Source organism: Paenibacillus amylolyticus, assembly GCF_051136285.1.
GTDB classification, from domain to species: domain Bacteria; phylum Bacillota; class Bacilli; order Paenibacillales; family Paenibacillaceae; genus Paenibacillus; species Paenibacillus amylolyticus_F.
Genome location: NZ_CP194938.1, coordinates 4,629,943 through 4,655,787, shown reverse-complemented (window position 1 = coordinate 4,655,787; position 25,845 = coordinate 4,629,943). Strand labels below are relative to the sequence as shown.

Genomic DNA, 25,845 nt, shown 5'->3' with positions numbered 1-25,845 from the left:
TTGAGCTGATGTCAAAAAGCCTGCATCCAAAGCAACGGACGCAGGCTTTTACCTCTATTCGTATTAATTACAACGCTTATTCAAATTTAGACTCGATCGACCGGGCAACTTCGTCATAAATAGCTCCGATTGTCGTCTCCGCCTTGTACACAGACGGTGAGAAATCCGGCTCGGAAGGATGGTTGTCTGGAGCACCTAATGGAATCTGAGCCAGGAGCACCGTGTGCAGGCTTTCTGCAAGACGCCCGCCCCCGCCACGCCCAAATACATACTCTTTCTCCCCACATTTTCCACATTCGTAGTACGCCATGTTCTCAACTACACCTAGTAGCTCATGCTCCGTTTGAATGGCCATCGCTCCGGCACGCGCCGCAACAAACGCTGCAGTGGCATGTGGAGTCGTGACAATGATCTCTTTGCTCTGCGGCAGCATTTGATGGACATCAAGCGCGACATCGCCCGTACCTGGAGGCAAGTCCAATAACATATAATCCAGTTCGCCCCACTCTACATCTGTGAAGAACTGACGCAGCATCCGGCCAAGCATCGGACCACGCCAAATCACCGGGTTATTCTCTCGTATAAAGAACCCCATAGACATTACTTTAACCCCAAAACGTTCGACCGGTTGAATGACACCGTCTTCCACGACTGGAAATTCTTCAATTCCCATCATATCGGGTACACTGAACCCATAAATGTCGGCATCAATGAGGCCTACTTTCTTTCCTTGACGTGCCAAAGCTGCTGCCAGATTAACGGTAACAGTCGATTTACCCACGCCCCCCTTACCACTGGCTACCGCGATAAAACGAACTCCCGATTCAGGACTCAACAGTTCATGTCCATCCAGCCCAGCTGCATGGCCTTTTACAAGCACTTCATCCTGATCTTGATCATGTTCCGACTGTCCCAAGTTAAGGCTCTCACGGTCATGCTCAGACGCTGCACGTACGCGGATATGTACATCCTTCACCCCTTGCTGCAAAAGCAGATTGCGCGCGGCATCCGTTAAAGCGGTTGCATCTTCTGGCCGATTCTCCAGTGTCACCATGCTTAGTGCCACATGATGTTCCTTCACCATAATGTCACGAATCCATCCCAGCTCCGTCAAGCTTTGTCCCAGCTGCGGTTCCTGTAATGGCTGTAAAAGTTCAAGTATCTGTTCTTTTGATAACATCAGACAGCACCTCGGTTTTATCTATTGGCATGTGTTAGGTATGCTGTTCCAATTATAGCACTACCTTTCTTCTTCTGACTAACTTTTCGGATGTTCCCCTGCGGAATATCGGAGAATCCCGTTGTAAATAGAGGCAGCTACTTTTCGTTGGTACGCTTCATCAGCGAGCATCCTTGCCTCTTCTGGATGAGACAAAAAGCCGACCTCTACGAGGGCTGACGGGATTTTAAGAGCCTGCAGCAGATAAACTGTACTCACCGTTTTCGCTATACGGTCTGTATTTTCCAGATTACGAATGATTTCGGCTTGAAGCAGGTTTGCCAGTCCTTCATTATCGGGATGGTTAGTTGTGTAGAAGACCTGTGCCCCGCTCCAACGATTGGAAGGTACACTGTTCATATGAATGCTGATGAATAGATCGGCTTGTTTATCTTCGATGTGCCGCACTCTTTGTTTGAGATCCTCTGTTTTGCGTTTGGAGTACCCTCTCGTTCCCTCTTCAGCCAGATCCTTATCGCTTTCACGAGTCATAACAACAAGAGCACCAGCCTGCTGCAAATAGTCCCTGACATAGAGCGCAATAGACAAGTTGATATCTTTTTCGATTACCCCCTGTCTGCTTACAGCGCCACCATCTGGACCTCCATGACCCGCATCAATGGCGATCACCTTTCCGGCAAGAGGCAGACTCCAATATCCTGATGTCTTCGTAGAGGGCATTTCATACGAAACCACCACCACAAACATGGCCAGCAAGCACAGACTCAGCATAACCCTCTTCACCGTCTTCAAGCGGATCCAGACCACCAGATGTTTCCCCATGTTTTTGCGCATAAAAAAACCACCTCGTCCCTATAAATGACTCTAATCATCTATATGGGACAAGATGGACAAATATACCCTTAGGAATGGACTTGCTCTGCCATACCCTCAATCAGCACCTCAGCAACCTCAGGGCGTGTGAATTGAGGTGGCGGACATTCACCATTACGCAGCAATCCACGTACCTTGGTTCCGGACAGCGTCAGGTGGTGCTCCTTGTCATGAGGGCAGGTTTTGCTGGAAGCCATGTTTCCGCACTTGGTGCAGAAGAAGCTATGTTCGAAGAACAGTGGTGTAATTCCAAGTTCCTCAGCGGTAAAATTCGAGAAGATCTCTTGTGCTTCATACGTTCCATAGTAGTCACCCACACCCGCATGATCGCGTCCTACAATAAAATGTGTGCAGCCATAATTTTTACGTACCATCGCATGGAAAATAGCTTCACGAGGCCCAGCATACCGCATGGCAGCCGGGAATACCCCCAGAAACGAACGATCCGCCGGATAATAGTTCTCCAGCAGTACCAGATAACTCTTCATTCGCACATTCGCAGGAACATCATCCGATTTTGTTTCACCCACAAGTGGATTCAGGAAAAGCGCATCAACAATCTCCATCGCACTTTTCTGGATATACTCATGCGCCCGGTGGACAGGGTTACGTGTCTGAAAACCAACAACGGTTCTCCATCCTTTTTCCTGAAAAATCTTGCGAGTCTCTGCCGGATCATAATAGAAATCTTCGAACTTTGCAGGTTTTGGACGGTTCAACACTTGAATTGGACCTCCTACATATGTTGCAGGACGCTCCAGCAGTTTTTTCACACCCGGATGTTCGGGATCATCGGTCTTGAATACACGGCGTGCTTCCTCTCCCTGATCCACCTGATAGATGCTTTGAACTTCAAGCAGACCATACGTTACCCCATCTGTATCACCAACGAGAGCCAAAACCTCACCTTTGCGAAGAGATGCAGCTTGTTGATCATCTACGGCAAGGGTAATCGGTATGCTCCATACTGTACCATCAGCCAAACGCATACGGGAAACTACGGAAAGATAGTCTTCCTCATTCATGAATCCCTGAAGCGGTGAAAACGCACCTACACCAATCAAGTCCAAATCTGAGATTGTCCAGGTATTAATTCGCAACGAGTTAAGCGTCTTACTTCCCTGCAATAGTTGCTCACGTTCTTCTCCTTGTACGACACGCTGTACCAGCGCACCTCCATGAGGCAGAATCGAAGTCATCTTGTCAGCTCCTTATTTATGCATCCGCAATTTGATGAAAACCAATTATTTATCGATTACTGTTTATCTGGCAACGCTGTGCACACCATCATTAAGCTCTTATTTATGCAGTCCACATTCCGTTTTATCATTGCCAGACCAGCGTCCCGCACGTGGATCTTCTCCGGGCATAACCTGCCGTGTGCAATGCTCACAGCCGATACTCGGGTAATTCTGATCATGCAGGGGATTGTATGTGACGTTGTTAGCACGAATGTAGTCCCATACATCCTCACTCGTCCAGTGTGCAATTGGATTAAATTTCATCAGTCCAAACTTCGTATCATATTCAACCTTCTTCGAATTTGCACGCGTTGGCGCCTGATCTCTGCGAATTCCCGTGATCCATGCATCATACTGCGAAAGAATACGTGTCAGTGGTTCCACTTTCCGAATGTTACAACATGCATTAGGATCTGATTTCCACAATTCTTCCCCATGTTGTGCAGCTTGTTCTTCCGGTGTGATTTTTGGAGATACTTTTACAAATTCAAGATTGTACTTTTCTTGCATCCGATCACGCGTATCATATGTTTCCTGGAAATGAAAGTCTGTATCCAGATAAAAAATATCGGTGGAAGGGCTGATTTTTTGCATCATATCTACAAGCACAACATCTTCTGCGCCAAAGCTGCACGCAAATGTGATATTAGGAAATGTTTCAATCGCATAGCGAATAATATCTTCCGGACTTGCTTGCTCCAATTCCTCTGCTTTTGCGCGTGCTAGTTCTTCCTTTTCTAACAAGTTCATTGTTCAATTTCCCCCATTCTTGATCTAAAAGAACATAAAGCCGACTAATCTAATATGAATTATGTATAGTATAAATCTTTCACTCGGGATGTCAATGCCTGCCATCTGGTAAATTACATCAATTCCTTCTACAAAAAAAACATTACAGTATAGATGAATTTAGCGTTTATTAGGCTTTTACATAAAAATCAGACAAAATCATTCGAAAACCTGATAAGGGTAACTTTAAGGTCATTAAGTTCTAAAGTTGAATAAATCGTTGCTATTATTGGACTTATGGTATGATCTGCATCGTTATTTTGAATCGATATACAATTTATTCTGCTTCCCCTTCACTACTAATGAAGATATTTCAGTCCCCATACTCGCTGCTCAGTCAAACCACAAAAGTAAGAAGCCTTTATCATATTCATAAGAAAGACTGATAAGCAGGGCATGAGAAACAGGTGTTCATCTGAGATAATGGCAAGGCTAACAGTACATCTTAGAAGTACAACAGGAAAGCAGTTAGACATGTAGAGAAAAGATAAGTCGAGGAATGAGAGAGGCAATAGGATAAGACTTTGTGGGATATGATTTTACATGTGCGCGCGTGCAACGTATCTTTTCCATCCAAATAATAAAAAAAGCCCCTGGCCGGAGCCAAGGACTTTGAAAAATCTTAACGTTTGGAGAACTGAGGAGCGCGACGAGCCGCTTTAAGACCGTATTTTTTACGTTCTTTCATACGTGGGTCACGAGTCAGGAATCCTGCTTTTTTCAGGGATGCACGGTATTCCGGGTCTGCTTTCAACAGAGCACGGGAGATACCATGACGGATCGCGCCGGCTTGACCGGAGATTCCGCCACCATGAGCGATAACCAAAACGTCATAGTTAGTGAGCGTTTCTGTCAAAGTCAGTGGTTGTTTTACAATCAGTTTAAGTGTTTCCAAACCGAAGTATTCATTAATATCACGTTTATTGATGACAATGCGTCCTTCACCCGGTACAAGGCGAACACGTGCTACCGAATGTTTACGACGACCTGTCCCATAGTATTGTACTTGTGCCATGAAACTGTCCTCCTTTTAATTAACCGCGAAGTTCGTAAACTTCTGGTTTTTGTGCTGCGTGTGGATGCTCAGTGCCTCTGTACGCTTTAAGTCTCAGCTTCATTTTCTCGCCCATGCGAGTTTTAGGAAGCATACCGCGAACAGCCAATTCCAACATACGTTCAGGTTTGTGTTTAACCATCTCTTCTGCAGTAGTTACTTTCAAACCACCTGGGTGCATTGAGTGACGGTAGTATTTTTTACCTTGCATTTTTTTACCAGTCAATACAATTTTCTCTGCATTGATGATAACAACGAAATCGCCAGTGTCCACATGTGGAGTGAATTGTGGCTTATGTTTGCCGCGGATCAAAGCAGCTGCTTCGCTCGCCAAACGTCCGAGGGTTTTGCCTTCAGCATCAATGATGTGCCATTGGCGCTCAACTTCGTTAGGCTTCGCCATGTACGTAGTACGCATGAAAATTTCCTCCTTAAATGTTCAAAATCATCATTTTTCATTTATCTTCGTTCGTTAAGTGATAACTTTAGGTGTTGATGGATAGTTGTTGCGATGTGAACATCTTAATTGGGGCTGTGGGAAAGCCATTAAGAAAACACAACTTTTATATTACATGATAGACGATCAAATCGCAAGTATTATTTAAGTATAATCGCTCACTATTTTAATCCTTTTTGTATTCAAGATCCCAGAGCATCAAACCGCAGCTAACTGCTGTAGGTCCAGCGGCAGAACGGTTGCATGCAGCAATCATATTCGGCACATCAGAGGCTTTCCGTTTGCCCTCTCCGATCTCCAGCAGTGTCCCGACAATGATCCGCACCATATGCTGCAAAAAGCCGTTACCACTCACATAAATGTGAATGACACCCTGATCGCGCGGATGATCCCTGCACATTGAACGGTCCACTTCTATCCATGCTTCATATACCGAGCGTACATGATTATCTTTCTGAGACTTGCGTGAAGCAAAGGACGTAAAGTCATATGTGCCTATGAAATGACGCAGGCCCTCCTCCATAGCAGGGATGTCCAGCTTGGCATGATGATGATGCTGCAGTCTCCTGTTAAAGACATCCGGAAATTGGTTAGCATTGACCGTGTATCGATAGGTCTTCTTTTTCGCTGCATAACGAGAATGAAAATCTAGCGGTACTTCAATAGCATCAATAACAACAATATCGGATGGCAATCTGGAGTTGAGTGCAATACACCAACGTTCCACCGGAATCTGAGACGCTATAGAAAAATTGAAGATTTGTCTGCGAGCATGAACGCCTGCATCCGTTCGGCCTGAACCCGTGATTTTAACGGTCTCACCAGTCAACGCACGAATAGCATCCTCAAGGTGGTCCTGTATGGTATTGCCTCCTGGCTGTATTTGAAAGCCGTAGTAGGCCGTTCCATCATAAGTTACCGTCATACATAAGTTGCGCATATTACCACACCTTTGTTCCATACTATACATAAGTCTATCCCGAACAGCAAAAGAAGCCCCTTACGGAGCTTCATTTACAGCACGAATTCCGAAATGAAGAGAAAAAAAGGGTTGAACCAGAATCGCTTAGATTCTGTCCCCTTTCCTCATCTCACATCTGTATTACGCGCGGTCTACTAGTTCCAAGTAAACCATAGGCGCTGCGTCACCACGACGAGGTCCCAGTTTCAAGATACGTGTGTATCCACCTGGACGCTCAGCGTAACGACCGGACAATTCGCTAAACAGTTTTTGGATTGCATCTTGCTCACCATCGATCGTTTCGCGGCGAACATAAGCTGCCACTTGGCGACGGGCATGAAGATCTCCCTTTTTCGCTTTAGTGATCAGTTTTTCAGCAATAGAGCGAACCTCTTTTGCTTTCGCTTCAGTTGTCTGAATGCGCTCGTATAAGAACAGGTCGGTTACCAGGTCACGGAACAAAGCCTTACGTGCACTGGAATTACGGCCTAACTTTTGGTATGCCATTGTTTTCCCTCCTTCACTTCAAGCACTCAGCTGACTATTCTTCTGTACGTAATCCCAAACCAAGTTCCTCAAGCTTCTCTTGAACTTCTTCCAAAGACTTGCGTCCGAGGTTACGGACTTTCATCATGTCTTCTTCCGTTTTCGTGGTCAGCTCTTGTACGGTATTAATACCAGCACGTTTGAGGCAATTGTAAGAACGAACAGAGAGATCCAGCTCTTCAATCGTCATTTCGAGTACTTTTTCTTTTTTGTCTTCTTCTTTTTCAACCATGATCTCTGCATCCTTCGCTTCGTCTGTAAGACCCACGAAGAGCATCAGATGCTCGGTCAAAATTTTAGCGCCAAGGCTTACAGCCTCTTCAGGACGAATACTTCCGTCAGTCCAAACTTCCAACGTGAGCTTGTCATAGTTGGTTACTTGGCCTACACGCGTATTTTCCACAGCGTAGTTTACGCGGCTGATCGGGGTGAAGATGGAATCGACAGGGATGACGCCGATCGGCTGGTCATCGCGTTTATTCCGATCTGCCTGGACGTAGCCGCGACCGCGATTGGCAAAAATACGCATGTGAAGTCTCGAACCTGGTCCAAGCGTAGCAATGTGAAGATCCGGATTAAGGATTTCCACATCGGAATCAGCACGAATGTCTCCAGCCGTGATTGCTCCTTCGCCTTCAGCATCAATCTCGAGCACTTTCTCCTCGTCAGAGTGAATTTTGAGCGACAAAGCTTTCAGGTTAAGGATAACCTCTGTAACGTCTTCCATTACGCCAGGAACTGTAGCAAATTCATGCAGAACGCCATCGATTTGAACCGAAGACACTGCCGCACCCGGCAGTGATGAGAGCAGGATTCGGCGAAGCGAGTTTCCAAGCGTCGTACCGTATCCGCGCTCCAGCGGTTCTACTACGAATTTCCCATAGGTGCCATCATCATTGACGTCTACCGTCTCAATTTTCGGCTTTTCGATTTCTATCACTGCAATACCCCTCCTTCAAAACGTCGGTCCTCTATGAAACATTTACCTTCTCTTGCGAAAACATGTAGTAGTATGCCTAAACAACCATTATTAGCAGATTGTGCCGGAAGTATACCACACGCAGGGGCAAATCTCATTAGACACGACGACGTTTTGGAGGACGGCATCCGTTATGCGGGACTGGAGTTACGTCTTTGATCAGGTTAACTTCAAGACCAGCAGCTTGCAAAGAGCGGATCGCTGCTTCACGGCCTGCGCCTGGTCCTTTAACCATAACCTCAACGGATTTCATCCCATGTTCCATTGCAGCTTTGGCAGCAGTCTCAGCAGCCATTTGTGCAGCAAACGGAGTCGATTTACGGGAACCTCTGAATCCGAGGCCGCCGGAGCTTGCCCACGAAATCGCGTTTCCGTGAGGATCCGTAATAGTAACGATAGTGTTATTGAAAGTGGAACGGATATGTGCCACGCCAGATTCAATATTCTTACGGTCACGACGTTTAGTACGTACGACTTTTTTCGGTTTAGCCATTTTCTCTTATCCCCCCTTATTATTTCTTCTTGTTCGCTACAGTACGACGAGGACCTTTACGAGTACGAGCATTCGTTTTCGTACGTTGTCCACGAACAGGCAGACCACGACGATGACGAACTCCACGGTAACAACCGATCTCCGTCAAACGTTTAATATTCAAAGAGATTTCACGACGCAGGTCACCTTCAACTTTGACCTCTTTGTCGATACTTTCACGCAATTTGCTGACTTCATCTTCCGTCAAATCACGAACACGAGTGTTCTGATTGATGCCTGTAGAGCTCAGAATTTTCTGGGAAGTCGTTTTACCGATTCCGAAAATATAAGTCAAGGCGATCTCAACGCGCTTATCACGTGGCAAATCCACACCAGCTATACGTGCCATTTTACGCTACACCCCCTTCATTAACCTTGTTTTTGTTTGTGTTTTGGATTTTCACAGATAACCATTACATTCCCTTTGCGGCGAATGACTTTGCATTTTTCGCAAATCGGCTTGACCGAAGGTCTTACCTTCATGTGAATTACCTCCTCAAAGTTTTGCTTAGCAAAACCCTCTTCGTAAGCATTGACCTTGTTCTACTATTGTAAAACCGGCTTCGAAGCTTTCGCAAGTTTTGCCGGGCAAAACCCGCTTCATAAGCTTCACAGTTCACTGCAACTGTCTACTACTATTTACGGTAAGTTATACGACCTTTTGTTAGATCATAAGGTGATAACTGAACAACTACTTTGTCTCCAGTCAGGATACGGATGAAGTGCATCCGCAATTTTCCGGAAACGTGAGCGAGAATTTGATGACCATTCTCAAGCTCAACCTTGAACGTTGCATTCGGCAGCGGTTCAAGAACCGTGCCTTCCACTTCAATGACATCTTCCTTGGCCATTAGTCAGTCTCCTTTCTCTTCAGCTTGAATGTTGGTGGATTCCAGAAAGGAATGAACCGCATAGCGGAGCTTTCCGTTTGTAACCCGACCACTCTCGTTTAAACTGTTTACTACCTCACTGCTAATCATGGGGTGAAGTTCAAGATGAAGAATATTCTTCTTCTTGGGTTGGTCAAACTTTCGTTTGTCTCCATCCGCAATATATACGAACCTATTGTCCACTATAGAAACAATTACTGCGGCTTGGTCCGCATTGCGGCCTTTACGGATCTTCACAAGTTGACCGAGCTGAGGATTCGACTGATTGTTCATGCCTAATCACCTACGCATTCAGTTTTGTGAAAATTTCCATGCCATCAGGTGTAACTGCTACGGTGTGTTCAAAGTGGGCACATAACGATCCATCAGCTGTAACGACAGTCCAGTTATCTTCCAACGTTTTCACATACCGTCTGCCCGCGTTAACCATCGGTTCAATAGCAAGCACCATGCCAGCTTTCAACCTTGGACCACGATCAGGAAGACCATAGTTCGGAATCGCTGGTTCCTCGTGTAGATCCGCTCCAATGCCGTGACCGACATATTCACGAACGACGGAGAACCCCTCATCTTCTATATATTTTTGAATTGCATGAGATATTGTAAACAAGCGAACATCTGGTTTTACCAGCGCCAGACCTGCGTATAACGAAGCCTCGGTAACGTCCAGAAGACGACGGGCTTCTTCGGAAATACGGCCAACTGGATAAGTCCAGGCAGAATCTCCATGATACCCCTGGTACTGCGCGCCAATGTCAAACGTAACGATATCGCCCTCGTTCAACTTGCGTTTGCCGGGAAATCCATGTACCAACTCTTCATTCACTGAAGCGCACACACTGGCAGGGAAACCGTTATAACCTTTGAAAGACGGCACAGCTCCTTGACTGCGGATATATTGATCAGCCATATGGTCAAGTTCACCAGTCGTAATACCGGGAGCGATATGCTCTGCCAAGAGACGATGCGTTTCTGCAACAATTCTCCCTGCTTCCCTCATCAAACCCAGCTCCGTTTCGGACTTACCAATGATCATCAATTAACCTCTCAACAAGGACACGATTTCTTGAGAAACTTGATCGATATCCTGTTCTCCGTCCATTTGACGAAGAAGGCCCTTAGTTTCGTAGAACGTGAGGAGTGGTGCTGTTTTGTTGATATATTCGTCCAAACGAGTGCCTACACTCTCTTCATTATCATCAGAGCGTTGGTACAACTCGCCGCCGCATTTATCACAAGTACCTTCCTGCTTCGGTGGATTAAATACGACATGATACGTGGAACCGCAATTTTTACAAATGCGACGACCCGTTAAACGAGCGAGCAATTTGTTGCGATCCACTTTCAGGTTGATCACATGATCAAGACCTGAATTCAGTCGCTCCAGGATGCCATCCAGCGCCTCTGCCTGAGACAGGGTTCTTGGAAAACCATCCAAAAGAAATCCTTCTCTGCAGTCCGACTGTTGCAATCGCTCTTCAACGATGCCAATGGTTACATCATCTGGTACAAGTAATCCTTGATCCATATATTCCTTGGCTTTCAAGCCAATGGGAGTTCCCTGTTTAATCGCGAGACGAAATGCATCGCCCGTTGAAATATGGGGAATACCGAACTCTTTCACAATGACGTCTGCTTGCGTACCTTTTCCTGCCCCCGGAGGGCCCATGAATAGGATGTTCACGTTATGTCACTCCCTCCAAGACTACCCTACATCAACAAACAGCACAATAGGTGCCGGCAAGTAAATCTTTACTCAACCGGAACCTATCGCCTATTTATTGATAAAACCTTTGTAGTGGCGTTTGATCAATTGGCTTTCGATTTGCTTCATCGTATCCAGCGCAACACCGATAACGATCAGGAGGGAAGTTCCCCCAATTTGCGCTGATTGAGGCAAACCAGAAAGTGCCCCTAAGAATACAGGCAGAACGGAAATAACTGCCAAGAATATGGCTCCGGCCATTGTCAAACGAGTCATGACACGGGTCAGATATTTCTCGGTTGCTTTACCCGGGCGAATACCTGGGATGTAACCGCCGTTCTTTTTCATATTATCAGCCATCTGCTGTGGATTCATCTGTACAAAAGTATAGAAGAATGTGAATCCAAAGATCATCACAACGTACAGCACCATACCAAGAGGTTTGTGTGTAGTCAAGTTCTGACCGATCCACTGTGCCCAACCTTGATTAGCCCAGAAGTTAGCGATAATCGTTGGGAACATCAACAGCGATGATGCGAAGATGACAGGGATAACACCAGCCGCATTAATTTTCAGCGGGATATGTGTATTCTGTCCACCGTACATTTTGTTACCTACGACACGTTTTGCATACTGTACCGGGATTTTCCGAATCGCCTGCTGAATGTAAATGACTCCAATGATAATCAAAACGATCACGATCGCGATGATCACACCTTTAAGGATGTTCATGAACAACTGATCAGGTTGAATGAAGTCAGATTCGATCGTTTGTTTGATAATATTAGGCACCGTAGATAGGATACCCGCAAAGATCAAGATCGAAATCCCGTTTCCTATGCCCTTCTCGGTGATCTGCTCACCAAGCCACATGAGGAATGAAGTACCCGCCGTAAGTACAATCGCGATCAAGATATAATCTGCAAATGTAGCGTTAGGAATCATGTCAGTATTGTACAAGCGATTGAATCCGATCGACGTACCAAACGCTTGAATCAATGCCAACCCGATTGTTAAGTAACGAGTCAATTGTGCAGATTTTTTCTTACCTTGTTCACCTTGCTTTGCCCATTCCGCTAATTTTGGAATAACGTCCATGGAAAGCAATTGTACTATGATAGACGCAGTGATGTAAGGTACAATCCCGAGTGCAAATATCGAGAACTGAAACAGTGCTCCACCCGAGAATGTATTCAGAAGTCCAAAAACTTCTTTACCCGCAGAATTTGTCGCTTCGAACACATCTTTGTTAACACCCGGAACGGGGACAAAGGAGCCGATGCGGTAAATGATCAGTACAAAAAGGGTAAATAATACCCTTTTGCGCAGATCCTCAACCCGCCAGATATTCTTTAGGGTCTTGAACATTAAATCACCTCGGTTGTACCGCCGGCAGCTTCAATTTTCTCTACCGCAGATTGAGAAAACTTGTTAGCTTTAACAGTCAGCTTCACAGTAACTTCACCGTTACCCAGGATCTTGATTCCGGATTTAGCGTTTTTAACTACGCCGTTTGTCATCAAGAATTCTGGAGTTACTTCAGTACCAGCTGCCAAACTATTCAGGTCTTCAATATTCACAACTGCATATTCTTTGCGAGTTGGGTTTACGAAACCGCGTTTTGGCAATCGACGATACAATGGATTTTGTCCACCTTCGAAGCCTGGACGTACACCACCGCCAGAACGAGCGTTTTGTCCTTTGTGACCGCGACCTGATGTTTTACCAGTACCACTACTTGGACCGCGACCAAGACGCTTACGCTCTTTACGGGATCCAGGTGATGGAGAAAGCTCATGTAACTTCATCGTTCGTTGCACCTCCTTAAAGATTTGTGGGATTAACCCGTTCTTATGCTTCTACTTCTTTGACAGCTACCAAGTGACTTACTTTGTTAATCATACCACGGATGGCAGGATTATCGTTTTGAACCACTTTGCTGTTGATTTTGCGCAAGCCCAATGTTTTCACAGTTGTTCTTTGCGTCTCCGGACGTCCGATCAAGCTACGGACGAGGGTAATTTCTAATTTAGCCATGAGAATTCCCTCCTAACCCAGAAGCTCTTCGACGGATTTTCCGCGCAGTTTAGCCACGTCTTCAGCACGCTTCAAACGGGACAAACCTTCCAAAGTCGCATTGACCATGTTCATGGAATTCGAAGAACCCAGAGATTTTGTCAAAATGTCACCCACACCAGCAAGTTCGAGAACCGCACGTACAGGACCACCAGCGATAACACCAGTACCTTCAGATGCTGGTTTCAACAGAACGCGTCCTGCGCCGAACTTACCTGTTACCAAGTGAGGAATCGATGTTCCTACGAGTGGAACGTGTACAAGGTTTTTCTTAGCATCTTCAATACCTTTGCGAATTGCATCAGGTACTTCGCCAGCTTTACCGATACCCGCTCCAACCCAGCCGTTGCCGTCGCCGACTACAACCAGTGCGCTAAAGCTGAAACGGCGTCCGCCTTTTACTACTTTAGCTACGCGATTAATGTTTACTACTCTTTCAGACAGTTCCAAAGTATTCGGATCTACACGCAAGTCGTTAACCTCCTTTTGAAAAATATCTTAAAACTCAAGTCCTGCTTCACGAGCCGCTTCAGCCAAAGCTGCGATACGACCATGGTACAGATATCCGCTACGGTCAAATACGATATTGGAAACACCTTTGTCTTTTGCACGTTTAGCAACGAGTTCGCCAACTTTACGAGCAGATTCAACAGATGCACCGTTTTTGATGTCAGTGCTCAACTCCTTGTCTACGGTAGACGCGGAAGCGATTGTTACACCAGCTACATCATCGATGATTTGAGCGTACATATGTTTACCAGAACGGAAAACGTTCAAACGAGGACGTGCAGCCGTTCCTTGGATTTTTTTACGAACGCGAAGGTGTCTTTTCAGACGAGCCTTGTTTTTATCTGGTTTCGTAATCATCTCAGGGATTCACTCCTTTCAGGTTACCTCGCTGGCTTCAAAGCAGAAGCCACGGGGTATATTAGAAACACACGAAGCAAGCAAGCCGAAAGCCGCGCAAAGGCGGTAAGAGAAATCTTATTTCTTCTTACCGGCTTTACCTTCCTTACGGATGATACGCTCGCCTTCATATTTAATACCTTTACCTTTGTACGGCTCAGGTTCACGAACGGAACGAATTTTAGCAGCGTAAGCACCTACGCGCTCTTTATCGATACCGCGAACGATGATTTTCGTATTCGAAGGTACTTCGAATTCGATTCCCGCTTCCGGTGTAATTTCAACCGGGTGAGAGTATCCAACGTTCAGAACAATTTTATCTCCGGATTTGCTTGCACGATATCCGACCCCAACCAACTCCAGAGATTTAGCGAATCCTTCAGTTACGCCGCTCACCATGTTGCTGACAACGCTACGCGTTGTTCCGTGCAAAGAACGGTGAGTTTTGTTATCGGAAGGACGCACAACTGTAATTTCGTTGTTTTCAACTGTAACCTTCATGTCTTTGTGAAGTTCACGAGTCAAAGTTCCTTTAGGTCCTTTTACCGTGATAACGGTATTGTCCAAAGTGATGTCTACACCACTTGGTACTGTAATTGGTTTGCGACCAATACGAGACATATGTTGCACCTCCTATCTTGTGACGTTATATTACCAAACGTAGCAGACAACTTCTCCGCCGGATTTCGATTGACGAGCTTCTTTGTCCGTCATAACACCTTTGGATGTTGAGATAATCGCGATTCCAAGGCCGCCAAGTACGCGAGGTACTTCATTGCTTTTCGTGTAAACACGAAGACCTGGTTTACTGATTCTTTTCAGACCAGTGATAACGCGCTCGTTATTTTGACCGTATTTCAAGAAAACACGGATAATCCCTTGTTTGTTATCTTCGATAAATTCAGCGTCACGGATGAAACCTTCGCGCTTCAGGATATCGGCGATTTGTTTTTTCATTGTCGAAGCAGGCATTTCTACCGTTTCATGACGAACAGTGTTCGCGTTACGAATACGAGTAAGCATATCTGCAATTGGATCAGACATAGTCATTGTGAGTTAACCTCCTTCCCGTTCAGGACTTTTTACCAGCTTGCTTTTTTCACGCCAGGGATCTGGCCTTTATAAGCTAATTCACGGAAGCAAATTCTGCAAATTTTGAACTTTTGCAGTACCGAATGTGGACGTCCGCAACGCTCACAGCGTGTATAAGCACGTACTTTAAACTTTGGTGTACGTTGTTGTTTAACTTTCATCGAAGTTTTTGCCACTTTAGCCTGACACCTCCTAAATAATTTCGGAGAAAAGGGAGTCTTTCCAGACACCCGGAACGTTTATGCCAACATTATTTAACGAAAGGCATTCCCATTTGCGTAAGCAATTCGCGGGACTCTTCGTCTGTTTTCGCCGTTGTTACGATGACAATATCCATACCGCGGACTTTGTCTACTTTATCATACTCGATCTCCGGGAAGATCAATTGCTCTTTTAGACCCAGTGTGTAGTTACCACGACCATCGAACGCTTTGCTCGATACACCGCGGAAGTCACGCACACGTGGAAGTGTTACGTTGAACAATTTATCGAGGAAGTAATACATACGCTCGCCGCGCAATGTTACTTTCACACCGATAGGCATGTTCTCACGCAGTTTGAAACCTGCGATAGATTTTTTTGCACGAGTGATTACAGGTTTTTGACCTGCGATCAGTTGCAAATCGTTTACTGCGGAATCCAACACTTTAGAGTTTTGGACAGCGTCGCCCACACCCATGTTGATAACGATTTTCTCGATTTTCGGCACTTGCATTACCGTTGTATAGTTAAACTTCTGCATCAAAGCAGGAGCGATTTCTTGCAGGTAACGTTCTTTCATTCTTGATGCCATGAATCATAGCCCTCCTTTCTCATTCGGTTCAATTAGTCGATAATTTCTCCGGAACGTTTTGCAACGCGCACTTTCTTACCGTTATCCAACACTTTGTAACCGATACGGGTTACTTTTCCGCTCTTTGGATCGATGTGCATCACGTTGGAAACGTGAATCGGAGCTTCCTTCTCGATAATGCCGCCTTGCGGGTTTTGCTGGTTAGGCTTCTGGTGTTTTTTCACCATGTTAACACCTTCCACAAGGACGCGGTTTTCACGAGGATAAGCAGCGATGACACGGCCTTTTTTACCTTTGTCTTTACCGCTGATCACCATAACCGTATCTTCCTTTTTAACGTGAAGTTTGTTGTTATGGGATTCCAGAACTTTTTTCACTCTTGGCATTTCGTACACCTCCTGTTTCTAAACATCACGAGCTTACTCTATTAGATAACCTCTGGGGCCAAGGAAACGATTTTCATGAAGTCTTTCTCGCGAAGTTCACGAGCAACAGGTCCGAAAATACGTGTTCCACGAGGGCTTCTGTCGTCTTTTACAACAACAGCTGCATTTTCATCAAAACCGATGTAGGAACCGTCTTTACGACGTACAGAACGTTTCGTACGAACGACAACCGCTCTAACTACATCACCTTTTTTGACAACGCCGCCTGGTGTTGCTTGTTTTACAGAACAAACGATCAGATCACCGATTTGAGCTGTACGACGTCCCGTACCGCCGAGTACGCGGATACACATCAGTTCCTTCGCACCGGAGTTGTCGGCTACAGTCAAACGTGTAAATGGTTGAATCATTTAGTATTCCTCCTTCCAGCTATGCTGATCATGCAATTAGATGATAACCGCTTTTTCAACGACTTCAGTAAGTCTCCAGCGTTTATCTTTCGAAAGCGGACGAGTCTCCATGATTTTCACCGTGTCACCGATTTTCGCAGTGTTTTCTTCGTCATGCGCTTTGAACTTTTTAGTAACCTTAATGCGTTTATGATACAATTTGTGGTTTTTGTAGGTTTCTACAGCAACAACAATCGTTTTGTCCATTTTATCACTGACAACTTTACCAGTCTGAACTTTGCGTGTATTACGTTCTTCGCTCATTGTTGGCCTCCTTCCTGATTACAGACGGAATGTATATCCGACCTCTAATTAACCGATTCCCAATTCTCTTTCACGGATGATGGTTTTAGCACGAGCTATTTCTTTCCGCACATCACGGATTCGAGTCGGGTTATCCAGCTGACCGGTAGCGAGTTGAAAGCGGAGATTAAAGAGTTCTTCTTTAAATCCGGCAATCTTTTGCTCGATTTCAGCAGAGGTTAGGTTGCGAAATTCACTAGCTTTCATTTGCTTCACCACCCAATTCTTCACGTTTCACGAACTTCGTTTTGATTGGCAGTTTGTGAGCGGCAAGACGCATCGCTTCGCGAGCAACATCCTCCGGTACACCAGCAAGTTCAAACATGATCTTACCTGGTTTCACTACTGCAACCCATTTTTCTACGTTACCTTTACCGCTACCCATCCGAACCTCGAGAGGCTTTTGAGTGATTGGTTTGTCAGGGAAAATTTTGATCCAGACTTTACCACCACGTTTGATGTAACGAGTCATCGCAATACGAGCCGCTTCGATCTGACGGTTCGTAATCCAAGCCGGTTCCGTAGCTTGCAGACCATATTCGCCAAAGTTCAGCGTAGTTCCGCCTTTTGCTTGGCCTTTCATATGTCCACGTTGTTGCTTACGGTGTTTTACACGTTTTGGTACCAACATGATTAGTTGCCTCCTTCCTTAGCAGCTTGTTTCTTAGCCGTAGGAAGAACCTCTCCACGATAGATCCATACTTTTACGCCGATACGTCCGTAAGTAGTATGAGCCTCTGCAGTACCATAGTCAATGTCAGCACGCAGTGTGTGCAGTGGAACAGTTCCTTCGCTGTAGCCTTCAGAACGTGCAATCTCAGCACCGCCAAGACGTCCGCCTACTTGAGTTTTAATACCTTTAGCACCGGAGCGCATTGTTCTTTGAATAGCTTGTTTCAGAGCACGACGGAAAGAAACACGACGTTCCAATTGTTGTGCAATGCTTTCTGCTACCAGGATCGCGTCCAGGTCTTGGTTCTTAATTTCAGAAATATTAATGTGTACTTTTTTACCGCCAGCAATTTTCGTAATTTGGTTACGAAGATTTTCAACTTCAGATCCACCTTTACCGATTACCATACCTGGTTTCGCTGTGTGAATCGTTACGTTTACGCGGTTAGCCGCTCTCTCGATCTCAACACGAGACATAGCGGAGTCTTTCAATTTATTTTTCAGGAATTCACGAATTTTCACGTCTTCCATCAAAAGATCACCGAAGTCTTTGCCTGCATACCACTTAGATTCCCAGTCACGGATAACTCCGACACGAAGTCCGACTGGATTTACCTTTTGGCCCACACGTTTTCCCTCCTTCTACTTCTCAGATACCACCAAAGTAATGTGGCTAGTACGTTTGTTAATACGACTTGCGCGTCCCATTGCACGAGGGCGGAAACGTTTCATAGTCGGTCCTTGGTTTACGTAAGCTTGCGAGATCACCAAGTTATTAACATCTAAAGAATAGTTATGTTCCGCATTCGCAATAGCGGAGTTAAGCAACTTCTCAACAACTGGAGAAGCGGATTTCGGAGTGTGACGGAGAATGGCAACCGCCTCACCTACTTGCTTGCCGCGAATCAAGTCAACAACGAGTTGAACTTTACGAGGAGCAATCCGGATAAACTTAGCATGTGCTTTTGCTTCCATTGTGTAACCTCCTCTCAAACATTAGAGATGTTCATTTATCTTCTTGTTTTCTTATCATCATCAGTATGGCCTTTGTACGTACGGGTTGGAGCGAACTCACCCAGTTTGTGTCCGACCATGTCCTCAGTTACATACACTGGCACGTGTTTACGACCGTCGTAAACGCCAAATGTGTGTCCGATGAATTGTGGGAAAATTGTAGAGCGACGGGACCAGGTTTTAATAACGTTCTTCTTGCCTGATGCTTCCATCTCTTCTACCTTCTTGAGCATGTAGCCATCAATGAATGGCCCTTTTTTCAAACTGCGACTCATGTGGAGATCCTCCCTTCAAACATAGCTTTTATGCATCCGTAGATGCCTCACGAAGTTATGCACAGTGTGTATTACTTCGTGCGGCGACGGATGATGTATTTATCAGAAGCTTTATTTTTCTTACGCGTTTTGAAACCAAGAGTAGGTTTACCCCATGGTGACATTGGCGATTTACGTCCGATTGGAGCACGACCTTCACCACCACCGTGAGGGTGATCGTTAGGGTTCATTACTACACCACGAACCTCAGGACGTTGACCCAACCAACGGCTACGACCGGCTTTACCGATTTTGATAAGCTCGTGGTCTTGGTTACCAACAGATCCGATTGTTGCGCGGCAAACTTTCAGAATACGACGAACTTCTCCAGAAGAGAGACGAACAGAAACGTATTTTTCTTCTTTACCAAGCAATTGAGCTTCTGTACCAGCAGCACGAACCAATTGTCCGCCTTTACCTGGTTTCAACTCAATGTTGTGGATAACCGTACCTACTGGAATGTTTTCAAGCGGCAGTGCGTTACCAATTTTGATATCTGAGTCAGGACCAGAGAATACTTGATCTCCAACTTTCAGACCTTTAGGAGCGATGATGTAACGTTTCTCACCATCAGCGTAGTGAATCAATGCGATGTTGGAAGTACGGTTCGGGTCATACTCGATTGTAGCAACGCGGCCCGGTATTCCATCTTTAGTACGTTTGAAGTCGATGATACGGTATTTACGTTTGTGTCCACCACCGTGGTGACGAACTGTAATTTTACCTTGGTTGTTGCGGCCTGCTTGTTTGCTCAACGGGGCCAACAACGATTTCTCCGGCTTATCTGTGGTGATTTCCTCAAATGTAGAAACGGACATATTCCGTCTTGCCGGGGATGTTGGTTTATACTTTTTGATTGGCACTAGTTTTCCCTCCTTACTTCAAAGATTTCAATTATACAGTTTCAAAGAACTCAAGCGATTTGCTATCTTGCGTCAGCGTTACAAACGCTTTTTTCCATTCGCTTGTATATCCGGAATAACGTCCGTACCGTTTCGGTTTAGCTGGAACACGAAGTGTGTTCACGTTTTTCACTTTTACGCCGAAAATAGCTTCTACCGCTTTTTTGATCTCGGTTTTGTTTGCACGGATATCGACTTCAAATACGTATTTCAAGTCGTTCATCATGTCAGCAGTACGTTCCGTAATAATCGGACGTTTTACAATATCACGAGGATCTTTCATTACGCGAGCACCTCCTCTACCTTCTGAACTGCTTCTTTCGTAATGATCAGTTTGTCGTGCGAAAGCACGTCAAGAACATTAATACCATCAGCAGCTACGAATTTCACGCCCGGAATATTCCGTGCAGAAAGAGCTACATTATCATCATAGCTAGGAGCTACGATCAAAGCTTTGCGACCTACTTTGAGGTTGTTCAAAATAGCTGCAAATTCTTTTGTTTTTGGTGAGCTCAACGCGAGAGCATCCAAAACGATAATGTCATTGTCTTGCACTTTGGATGAAAGGGCAGACTTGATCGCCAGACGACGAACTTTCTTAGGCAGTTTGTACGCATAGCTCCGTGGTGTCGGACCAAATACGATACCGCCGCCTTTCCATTGTGGAGAACGAATCGAACCTTGACGAGCGCGACCTGTACCTTTTTGTTTCCAAGGTTTACGTCCACCGCCACGTACTTCAGAACGTCCTTTTACTTTGTGGGTACCTTGACGCAGAGAAGCGCGTTGCATAAGAACTGCATCGTACAGAACGTGTTGATTCGGTTCAATACCGAATACCGCATCATTCAGTTCAACTTCACCTACTTGGCTACCATCTACATTGTAAACTGATACTTTTGGCATTTTGTGTTCCTCCTTTCTTCAGTGGTTATTTTTTCACCGTTTCTTTGACTCTTACAAGGCTGTTCTTCGGTCCAGGAATAGAACCTTTTACGAGGATTACATTACGCTCAGCGTCCACTTTAACAACTTCAAGACGTTGAATTGTAACAGTATCATGTCCCATATGTCCTGGCAGGCGTTTGCCTTTAGGAACGCGGTTAGCTTGGATCGAACCCATCGAACCTGGGCCACGGTGATAACGCGAACCGTGAGACATAGGTCCAGTGCTTTGTCCCCAACGTTTGATAACGCCGGCAAAACCTTTACCTTTAGAAATACCTGTTACGTCAACGAACTCGCCTTCAGCGAAAATGTCAGCTTTCAATTCTTGGCCAACTTCATATTCCGCAATGTTAATGCCGCGAAGCTCACGAACGTAGCGCTTAGGTGCAGTATTCGCTTTTTTAGCGTGTCCTGCTTCTGGCTTGTTAGCATTTTTCTCTTTCTTATCGGCGAAACCGATTTGAACTGCTTCGTAGCCATCGTTTTCAATATCTTTCTTTTGCAAAACAACACAAGGACCTGCTTCGATAACCGTTACTGGAACTACGTTACCTTCAGCGGTAAACACTTGAGTCATTCCAAGTTTTTTTCCTAAGATACCTTTCATGTTGACACCTCTTTTCCTTTATACGTGGTCTTGTTTGTTGCTATATATTACAGTTTAATTTCGATATCTACACCGGACGGCAGATCCAAGCGCATCAAGGCATCCACAGTTTGTGGAGTCGGGTTAACGATGTCGATCAAACGCTTATGAGTGCGTTGCTCGAATTGCTCCCGAGAATCCTTGTACTTGTGCACCGCACGAAGAATAGTAATGATTTGTTTTTCAGTAGGAAGCGGAATCGGACCGGATACACCTGCACCCGAACGTTTTGCTGTTTCAACAATTTTCTCCGCGGATTGATCAAGAATTCTGTGGTCGTAAGCTTTCAAACGAATACGAATTTTTTGCTTTGCCATTTTAGTCCCTCCTTCTATCGCCCAATTTTTTATCGGACATACTCCGTGAAAATTTTCTAACCACTCTCCCATGGCAAAGGGGCCGGGTGTGTCAGTAACCTCTCACATCATCGCAACGTCACAAGAACAACATTCATTATTATATAGAAAAGATGGGCGTATTGCAAGCATATTTAAAAAAAACATTTAAACTGGTCTTTTCAAAAGAATTGACTCCGTTTAGTACAATGTTTTTCCCAATATCCAAGCTGCCTAACCTATCAATCTATAAGATGAATTTTGTTCATTTTAGATGACGCAGGTTCCGAAACGTTGACATAATAAAAGAGTTCTTTATCCGATGTCGGATAAAGAACTCTTCCGAAGCTTCGTTACAATACAATGTTACTCGTTCCAGTACACTGTTGCTTATGCTCATTTGGCGAAAGCCAAATTATTTTTGAATTGATGCTACGGAGCCTGCACCAACTGTACGTCCACCTTCACGAATTGAGAACTTAGTTCCTTCTTCGATTGCGATTGGAGAGATCAGTTGAACAGTAACCGTGATGTTGTCACCAGGCATTACCATTTCAGTACCTTCTGGCAAGTTGATGATACCTGTTACGTCAGTTGTACGGAAGTAGAACTGTGGACGGTATCCAGTGAAGAAAGGCTTGTGACGGCCACCCTCTTCTTTAGTCAAAACGTAGATTTGTGCAGTGAATTCTGTGTGTGGTTTAACAGATGCTGGTTTAGCAAGTACTTGACCACGCTCGATTTGAGTACGATCAACACCACGCAACAATGCACCGATGTTGTCACCCGCTTGTGCGGAATCCAACAATTTACGGAACATCTCAACGCCCGTAACTACGGATTTTTTAGTTTCTTCAGTAATACCAACGATTTCGATCTCTTCGCCGACTTTAACAGTACCACGCTCTACACGACCTGTAGCAACGGTACCACGACCAGTGATGGAGAATACGTCCTCGACAGGCATCAAGAAAGGCTTGTCAGTTTGACGCTCAGGCAGTGGGATGTAAGTGTCGATTTCTTTGAACATCTCAACGATTTTTTGAGCCCACTCACCATCAGGGTTTTGCAGAGCTTCACGAGCGGAACCACGAGTGATTGGAGTGTCATCACCTGGGAACTCATATTCGTTAAGAAGGTCGCGAACTTCCATCTCAACCAATTCCAACAACTCTTCGTCTTCAACCATGTCACATTTGTTCAAGAAAACAACAATGTAAGGTACGCCTACTTGACGGGAGAGCAAGATGTGCTCACGAGTTTGTGGCATTGGGCCGTCAGCTGCGGATACTACCAAGATAGCTCCGTCCATTTGTGCCGCGCCAGTGATCATGTTTTTAACATAGTCGGCGTGACCTGGGCAGTCTACGTGTGCATAGTGACGAGTGTCAGTTTCGTACTCAACGTGTGATGTCGAGATTGTGATACCGCGCTCGCGCTCTTCTGGAGCTTTATCAATTTGATCGAAAGCAATTGCTGCACCACCGTAAGTTTTGGACAATACAGTTGTGATTGCAGCAGTCAGAGTTGTTTTACCATGATCGACGTGACCAATAGTACCAATGTTAACGTGCGGTTTATTACGTTCGTATTTAGCCTTTGCCATTTGAACGTGGCCTCCTTAAAAATTATAATTTTATGTTTCACTGAATGCAGTGCTTCAAACCAGGTTTCAAGCACAAACATTCAGTGTGAGAAAACTACTCGGTGCCTTTTGTTTTGGCAACGATCTCTTCAGCAATGCTCTTAGGAACTTCTTCATAGTGAGAAAGCTCCATGGAGAATACGCCGCGTCCTTGAGTACCGGAACGAAGAGTTGTAGAGTAACCAAACATCTCAGAAAGAGGCACCTTAGCACGAATGATTTGAGCTCCACTACGGGAATCCATACCTTCAATGCGGCCACGACGGGAGTTCAACATACCCATTACGTCACCCATGTACTCTTCTGGAACAGTTACTTCTACTTTCATGATAGGCTCAAGCAGTACCGGTTTACATTTGTCTTTTGCTGCTTTCAGCGCCATAGATCCGGCAATTTTAAATGCCATCTCGTTGGAATCGACATCATGGTAAGATCCGTCTACAATTGTAGCCTTAACGTCTACAAGCGGGAAGCCTGCAATAACGCCGTTTTTCATTTGCTCTTCAATCCCTGACAATGCAGGTTGAATGTATTCTCTTGGAACCGATCCACCGACAACTTTACTTTCGAACTGGCTGCCTGTACCTGGCTCAAGAGGCTCGAATTCAACCCATACGTGACCGTATTGACCACGACCACCGGATTGACGTACGAATTTACCTTCAACGCGCGCTGGAGCACGGAATGTTTCACGGTAAGCTACTTGTGGTTTACCCACAGTAGTTTCAACCTTGAACTCACGACGCATACGGTCGATGATGATATCAAGGTGAAGCTCACCCATACCTGCCAAGATTGTTTGACCTGTTTCTTCGTCAGTATGAGCGCGAAGAGTTGGATCCTCTTCTGTCAACTTACCGAGAGCAACACCCATTTTATCTTGGTCAGCTTTGGTTTTAGGTTCAACAGCGATTTCGATTACCGGATCAGGGAAATTCATCGATTCCAAGATAACCGGGTGTTTCTCATCACATAGTGTATCACCTGTACCTGTATCTTTCAAACCAACTGCAGCAGCGATATCACCGGAGTAAACTTCAGTGATCTCTTGACGGCTGTTTGCGTGCATTTGAAGGATACGACCGATACGCTCACGTTTGTTTTTAGTAGCATTCAATACATATGAACCGGATTGAAGCACACCGGAGTATACGCGGAAGAATGTCAATTTACCAACGTAAGGGTCAGTCATGATTTTAAATGCCAAAGCGGAGAACGGCTCTTCATCAGAAGACTTACGAACTGCTTCCGTTCCATCTTCAAGATGACCAGTGATTGATGGTACATCTGTAGGAGCTGGCAAGTAATCGATAACAGCATCCAACATCAGTTGAACACCTTTGTTACGGTATGAGGAACCACAGATAACCGGGAAGATCTTAACATCTACAACACCTTTACGGAGAACGGATTTGATCTCATCAATAGTGATCTCTTCGCCTTCCAGGTATTTCATTGTCAAATCTTCGTCAAGTTCTGCAACACGCTCAATCAATTCGTTGCGAAGTTCTTCAACTTGCTCAACGAATTCCGCAGGAATATCGGTTTCTTCGATATCTTGTCCCAGGTCATCTTTGTACATATGAGCCCGTTGTGCAACAATATCAATGATACCTTTGAAATCATTCTCAGCACCAATCGGAAGTTGAATCGCAACTGCGTTCGCTTGAAGGCGATCACGCATATCAGATACAACGTTCAAGAAGTCAGCACCGATGATATCCATTTTGTTTACATATGCGATACGAGGTACGCCGTACTTGTCAGCCTGTCTCCATACGGTTTCAGACTGAGGCTCAACGCCTTCTTTCGCACTGAATACACCTACTGCTCCGTCCAATACACGAAGGGAACGTTCAACTTCAACTGTGAAGTCAACGTGTCCCGGGGTATCAATAATATTTACGCGGTGGCCTTTCCAAGCAGCGGTAGTCGCAGCGGAAGTAATCGTAATTCCGCGCTCCTGTTCCTGTTCCATCCAGTCCATTGTCGCAGCGCCTTCGTGAACTTCACCGATTTTGTGCGTACGTCCTGTGTAAAACAAGATCCGCTCAGTTGTCGTGGTTTTACCCGCATCAATATGAGCCATGATCCCGATATTACGTGTATTTTTCAAGGAGAACTCTCTAGCCATGAAATGGGTCTCCCTTCAAAATT

The 25,845-nt window shown here is 45.2% G+C and carries 40 protein-coding genes; all 40 read right to left on the bottom strand.

All coding sequences use genetic code 11. The features are described 5' to 3' along the window. Positions 1-76: 76 nt before the first annotated feature. The 40 genes from ACR8BL_RS20435 to fusA all read right to left on the bottom strand — a co-directional run bounded on the left by ACR8BL_RS20435 (position 77) and on the right by fusA (position 25,822). A complete protein-coding gene (locus ACR8BL_RS20435; protein ID WP_434749276.1) occupies positions 77-1,180 on the bottom strand; it encodes a P-loop NTPase in 1,104 nt (367 codons plus the stop codon). 78 nt (positions 1,181-1,258) lie between these two features. Continuing rightward, positions 1,259-2,014 carry an N-acetylmuramoyl-L-alanine amidase CwlD gene (cwlD, locus tag ACR8BL_RS20430; RefSeq protein ID WP_434749275.1) on the bottom strand — a complete coding sequence of 252 codons (756 nt, stop codon included), beginning with the start codon at positions 2,012-2,014 and terminating at the stop codon, positions 1,259-1,261. A gap of 68 nt (positions 2,015-2,082) precedes the next feature. Further along, on the bottom strand, positions 2,083-3,252 hold the full coding sequence (sat, locus tag ACR8BL_RS20425) for a sulfate adenylyltransferase (RefSeq protein ID WP_434749274.1): 1,170 nt from the start codon (positions 3,250-3,252) through the stop codon (positions 2,083-2,085). A gap of 99 nt (positions 3,253-3,351) precedes the next feature. Continuing rightward, positions 3,352-4,044 carry a phosphoadenylyl-sulfate reductase gene (locus ACR8BL_RS20420; protein WP_434749273.1) on the bottom strand — a complete coding sequence of 231 codons (693 nt, stop codon included), beginning with the start codon at positions 4,042-4,044 and terminating at the stop codon, positions 3,352-3,354. 661 nt (positions 4,045-4,705) lie between these two features. Then, positions 4,706-5,098, bottom strand: a complete 393-nt coding sequence (rpsI, locus tag ACR8BL_RS20415; RefSeq protein WP_090924661.1) for a 30S ribosomal protein S9 — start codon at positions 5,096-5,098, stop codon at positions 4,706-4,708. A gap of 19 nt (positions 5,099-5,117) precedes the next feature. Further along, positions 5,118-5,555 carry a 50S ribosomal protein L13 gene (gene rplM, locus ACR8BL_RS20410; protein WP_434749272.1) on the bottom strand — a complete coding sequence of 146 codons (438 nt, stop codon included), beginning with the start codon at positions 5,553-5,555 and terminating at the stop codon, positions 5,118-5,120. A gap of 205 nt (positions 5,556-5,760) precedes the next feature. After that, entirely contained in the window at positions 5,761-6,534 is a 774-nt protein-coding gene (truA, locus tag ACR8BL_RS20405; RefSeq protein WP_434749271.1) for a tRNA pseudouridine(38-40) synthase TruA, read from the bottom strand. Between the two features lie 162 nt (positions 6,535-6,696). Continuing rightward, positions 6,697-7,062, bottom strand: a complete 366-nt coding sequence (gene rplQ, locus ACR8BL_RS20400; RefSeq protein ID WP_017692102.1) for a 50S ribosomal protein L17 — start codon at positions 7,060-7,062, stop codon at positions 6,697-6,699. Positions 7,063-7,096: 34 nt separating this feature from the next. Beyond that, complete coding sequence (locus ACR8BL_RS20395) at positions 7,097-8,041, bottom strand: DNA-directed RNA polymerase subunit alpha (protein WP_017692101.1); 945 nt, start codon at positions 8,039-8,041, stop codon at positions 7,097-7,099. A gap of 136 nt (positions 8,042-8,177) precedes the next feature. Then, a complete protein-coding gene (gene rpsK, locus ACR8BL_RS20390; RefSeq protein WP_068537278.1) occupies positions 8,178-8,573 on the bottom strand; it encodes a 30S ribosomal protein S11 in 396 nt (131 codons plus the stop codon). Between the two features lie 19 nt (positions 8,574-8,592). Then, positions 8,593-8,961, bottom strand: a complete 369-nt coding sequence (rpsM, locus tag ACR8BL_RS20385; protein WP_056697730.1) for a 30S ribosomal protein S13 — start codon at positions 8,959-8,961, stop codon at positions 8,593-8,595. Between the two features lie 20 nt (positions 8,962-8,981). Beyond that, positions 8,982-9,095, bottom strand: coding sequence for a 50S ribosomal protein L36 (rpmJ, locus tag ACR8BL_RS20380; RefSeq protein ID WP_003333770.1), 114 nt, complete (start codon positions 9,093-9,095; stop codon positions 8,982-8,984). Between the two features lie 152 nt (positions 9,096-9,247). Next, positions 9,248-9,463 (bottom strand): translation initiation factor IF-1, encoded by a 216-nt coding sequence (gene infA, locus ACR8BL_RS20375; RefSeq protein WP_017692098.1) that lies wholly within the window; start codon positions 9,461-9,463, stop codon positions 9,248-9,250. Positions 9,464-9,466: 3 nt separating this feature from the next. Continuing rightward, positions 9,467-9,775, bottom strand: coding sequence for a hypothetical protein (locus ACR8BL_RS20370; protein ID WP_434749270.1), 309 nt, complete (start codon positions 9,773-9,775; stop codon positions 9,467-9,469). A gap of 10 nt (positions 9,776-9,785) precedes the next feature. Beyond that, entirely contained in the window at positions 9,786-10,538 is a 753-nt protein-coding gene (map, locus tag ACR8BL_RS20365; protein WP_434749269.1) for a type I methionyl aminopeptidase, read from the bottom strand. A gap of 3 nt (positions 10,539-10,541) precedes the next feature. Then, a complete protein-coding gene (locus ACR8BL_RS20360) occupies positions 10,542-11,186 on the bottom strand; it encodes an adenylate kinase (RefSeq protein WP_434749268.1) in 645 nt (214 codons plus the stop codon). A gap of 90 nt (positions 11,187-11,276) precedes the next feature. After that, positions 11,277-12,575, bottom strand: coding sequence for a preprotein translocase subunit SecY (gene secY / locus ACR8BL_RS20355; protein ID WP_434749267.1), 1,299 nt, complete (start codon positions 12,573-12,575; stop codon positions 11,277-11,279). Then, positions 12,575-13,015 (bottom strand): 50S ribosomal protein L15, encoded by a 441-nt coding sequence (gene rplO, locus ACR8BL_RS20350; protein WP_434749266.1) that lies wholly within the window; start codon positions 13,013-13,015, stop codon positions 12,575-12,577. Before rplO ends, secY begins: the two co-directional genes overlap by 1 nt. A 43-nt stretch (positions 13,016-13,058) precedes the next feature. Then, entirely contained in the window at positions 13,059-13,244 is a 186-nt protein-coding gene (rpmD, locus tag ACR8BL_RS20345; protein ID WP_017692092.1) for a 50S ribosomal protein L30, read from the bottom strand. Between the two features lie 12 nt (positions 13,245-13,256). Further along, positions 13,257-13,754: a 30S ribosomal protein S5 gene (rpsE, locus tag ACR8BL_RS20340; RefSeq protein ID WP_024633574.1), complete on the bottom strand. Its 498-nt coding sequence runs from the start codon at positions 13,752-13,754 to the stop codon at positions 13,257-13,259. 27 nt (positions 13,755-13,781) lie between these two features. Then, the gene (gene rplR / locus ACR8BL_RS20335) at positions 13,782-14,150 is read right to left on the bottom strand and encodes a 50S ribosomal protein L18 (protein ID WP_017692090.1); all 369 of its coding nucleotides are present in this window, start codon (positions 14,148-14,150) and stop codon (positions 13,782-13,784) included. Between the two features lie 117 nt (positions 14,151-14,267). Continuing rightward, positions 14,268-14,810, bottom strand: a complete 543-nt coding sequence (rplF, locus tag ACR8BL_RS20330; protein WP_090924669.1) for a 50S ribosomal protein L6 — start codon at positions 14,808-14,810, stop codon at positions 14,268-14,270. Positions 14,811-14,840: 30 nt separating this feature from the next. Beyond that, positions 14,841-15,239: a 30S ribosomal protein S8 gene (gene rpsH, locus ACR8BL_RS20325; protein ID WP_123067254.1), complete on the bottom strand. Its 399-nt coding sequence runs from the start codon at positions 15,237-15,239 to the stop codon at positions 14,841-14,843. A 32-nt stretch (positions 15,240-15,271) separates the two neighbouring features. Next, positions 15,272-15,457, bottom strand: a complete 186-nt coding sequence (locus ACR8BL_RS20320) for a type Z 30S ribosomal protein S14 (protein WP_013312154.1) — start codon at positions 15,455-15,457, stop codon at positions 15,272-15,274. Positions 15,458-15,531: 74 nt separating this feature from the next. Further along, positions 15,532-16,074 carry a 50S ribosomal protein L5 gene (rplE, locus tag ACR8BL_RS20315; RefSeq protein ID WP_090924671.1) on the bottom strand — a complete coding sequence of 181 codons (543 nt, stop codon included), beginning with the start codon at positions 16,072-16,074 and terminating at the stop codon, positions 15,532-15,534. A 32-nt stretch (positions 16,075-16,106) separates the two neighbouring features. Further along, positions 16,107-16,460, bottom strand: coding sequence for a 50S ribosomal protein L24 (gene rplX, locus ACR8BL_RS20310; protein WP_090924672.1), 354 nt, complete (start codon positions 16,458-16,460; stop codon positions 16,107-16,109). A gap of 41 nt (positions 16,461-16,501) precedes the next feature. Next, positions 16,502-16,870: a 50S ribosomal protein L14 gene (rplN, locus tag ACR8BL_RS20305; protein WP_024633579.1), complete on the bottom strand. Its 369-nt coding sequence runs from the start codon at positions 16,868-16,870 to the stop codon at positions 16,502-16,504. A 36-nt stretch (positions 16,871-16,906) separates the two neighbouring features. Then, positions 16,907-17,173: a 30S ribosomal protein S17 gene (gene rpsQ / locus ACR8BL_RS20300; protein ID WP_434749265.1), complete on the bottom strand. Its 267-nt coding sequence runs from the start codon at positions 17,171-17,173 to the stop codon at positions 16,907-16,909. Positions 17,174-17,221: 48 nt separating this feature from the next. Continuing rightward, positions 17,222-17,419: a 50S ribosomal protein L29 gene (gene rpmC, locus ACR8BL_RS20295; protein ID WP_017692083.1), complete on the bottom strand. Its 198-nt coding sequence runs from the start codon at positions 17,417-17,419 to the stop codon at positions 17,222-17,224. Next, positions 17,409-17,843 carry a 50S ribosomal protein L16 gene (gene rplP / locus ACR8BL_RS20290; protein WP_024633581.1) on the bottom strand — a complete coding sequence of 145 codons (435 nt, stop codon included), beginning with the start codon at positions 17,841-17,843 and terminating at the stop codon, positions 17,409-17,411. Before rplP ends, rpmC begins: the two co-directional genes overlap by 11 nt. Before the next feature lie 2 nt (positions 17,844-17,845). Beyond that, positions 17,846-18,511, bottom strand: a complete 666-nt coding sequence (rpsC, locus tag ACR8BL_RS20285) for a 30S ribosomal protein S3 (RefSeq protein WP_090924673.1) — start codon at positions 18,509-18,511, stop codon at positions 17,846-17,848. A 15-nt stretch (positions 18,512-18,526) separates the two neighbouring features. Further along, entirely contained in the window at positions 18,527-18,859 is a 333-nt protein-coding gene (rplV, locus tag ACR8BL_RS20280) for a 50S ribosomal protein L22 (protein ID WP_090924674.1), read from the bottom strand. A gap of 35 nt (positions 18,860-18,894) precedes the next feature. After that, entirely contained in the window at positions 18,895-19,173 is a 279-nt protein-coding gene (gene rpsS / locus ACR8BL_RS20275) for a 30S ribosomal protein S19 (protein ID WP_056697694.1), read from the bottom strand. A gap of 71 nt (positions 19,174-19,244) precedes the next feature. Next, positions 19,245-20,075: a 50S ribosomal protein L2 gene (gene rplB / locus ACR8BL_RS20270; protein ID WP_434749264.1), complete on the bottom strand. Its 831-nt coding sequence runs from the start codon at positions 20,073-20,075 to the stop codon at positions 19,245-19,247. Positions 20,076-20,106: 31 nt separating this feature from the next. Beyond that, a complete protein-coding gene (rplW, locus tag ACR8BL_RS20265) occupies positions 20,107-20,397 on the bottom strand; it encodes a 50S ribosomal protein L23 (RefSeq protein ID WP_090924675.1) in 291 nt (96 codons plus the stop codon). Next, the gene (rplD, locus tag ACR8BL_RS20260; RefSeq protein WP_090924676.1) at positions 20,397-21,020 is read right to left on the bottom strand and encodes a 50S ribosomal protein L4; all 624 of its coding nucleotides are present in this window, start codon (positions 21,018-21,020) and stop codon (positions 20,397-20,399) included. Before rplD ends, rplW begins: the two co-directional genes overlap by 1 nt. Before the next feature lie 25 nt (positions 21,021-21,045). Then, positions 21,046-21,669 (bottom strand): 50S ribosomal protein L3, encoded by a 624-nt coding sequence (gene rplC / locus ACR8BL_RS20255; protein WP_090924677.1) that lies wholly within the window; start codon positions 21,667-21,669, stop codon positions 21,046-21,048. 47 nt (positions 21,670-21,716) lie between these two features. After that, complete coding sequence (rpsJ, locus tag ACR8BL_RS20250; protein ID WP_017692074.1) at positions 21,717-22,025, bottom strand: 30S ribosomal protein S10; 309 nt, start codon at positions 22,023-22,025, stop codon at positions 21,717-21,719. A 433-nt stretch (positions 22,026-22,458) separates the two neighbouring features. Next, positions 22,459-23,649 carry an elongation factor Tu gene (gene tuf, locus ACR8BL_RS20245; RefSeq protein WP_123067252.1) on the bottom strand — a complete coding sequence of 397 codons (1,191 nt, stop codon included), beginning with the start codon at positions 23,647-23,649 and terminating at the stop codon, positions 22,459-22,461. A 94-nt stretch (positions 23,650-23,743) separates the two neighbouring features. Continuing rightward, the gene (gene fusA / locus ACR8BL_RS20240) at positions 23,744-25,822 is read right to left on the bottom strand and encodes an elongation factor G (RefSeq protein ID WP_434756417.1); all 2,079 of its coding nucleotides are present in this window, start codon (positions 25,820-25,822) and stop codon (positions 23,744-23,746) included. Positions 25,823-25,845: the final 23 nt, after the last annotated feature.